This window comes from Flavobacterium solisilvae, assembly GCF_012911605.1.
GTDB classification, from domain to species: domain Bacteria; phylum Bacteroidota; class Bacteroidia; order Flavobacteriales; family Flavobacteriaceae; genus Flavobacterium; species Flavobacterium solisilvae.
Genome location: NZ_JAAMPT010000139.1, coordinates 1 through 445, shown reverse-complemented (window position 1 = coordinate 445; position 445 = coordinate 1). Strand labels below are relative to the sequence as shown.

1 protein-coding gene is annotated in these 445 nt (G+C 41.6%); it reads right to left on the bottom strand.

What is annotated here, in order from left to right; all coding sequences use genetic code 11:
- Positions 1-445: hypothetical protein (locus tag G6042_RS00645; protein ID WP_211161598.1), on the bottom strand; the 445-nt coding region annotated here is incomplete at both ends.

Here is a 445-nt window from a genome sequence, read left to right as displayed (position 1 = left end):
GTTGGGTAATACTGTAACGTTAAATTCGTATCGCCGTTTAAAATATACGCCTCGTTTTGGGTTAAATCAACGATTGCTTGTCCTGAGTTGGTTGCGTTTTCACAAACTGCTGGTAGCACATTTGGATTGGTATTTGGCTCTGGCGCTGGCAATACTCTAATGTTTAGCGTGGTATAACCTACACATCCTTGCGCACTGATGATACGAACGCCTAACGTTTGTACTGCTGGTGATACATTGGTATAACTAGTAATAGTCGTGATTTGGTTGGTGTCGTTTTGTGCATCTAGCAAACTTGGATAGTACTGGAAGGTATATCCTGGTAAGGCTGTGATTTGTCGAACCGTTAAATCAAATACCGCAAATTGGTCGTTTGGCAAAGTATCACATTCGTTGATGGGTTGTGGTGTTGGTACTACTAATGGTATGCCAACAATTACTTGGA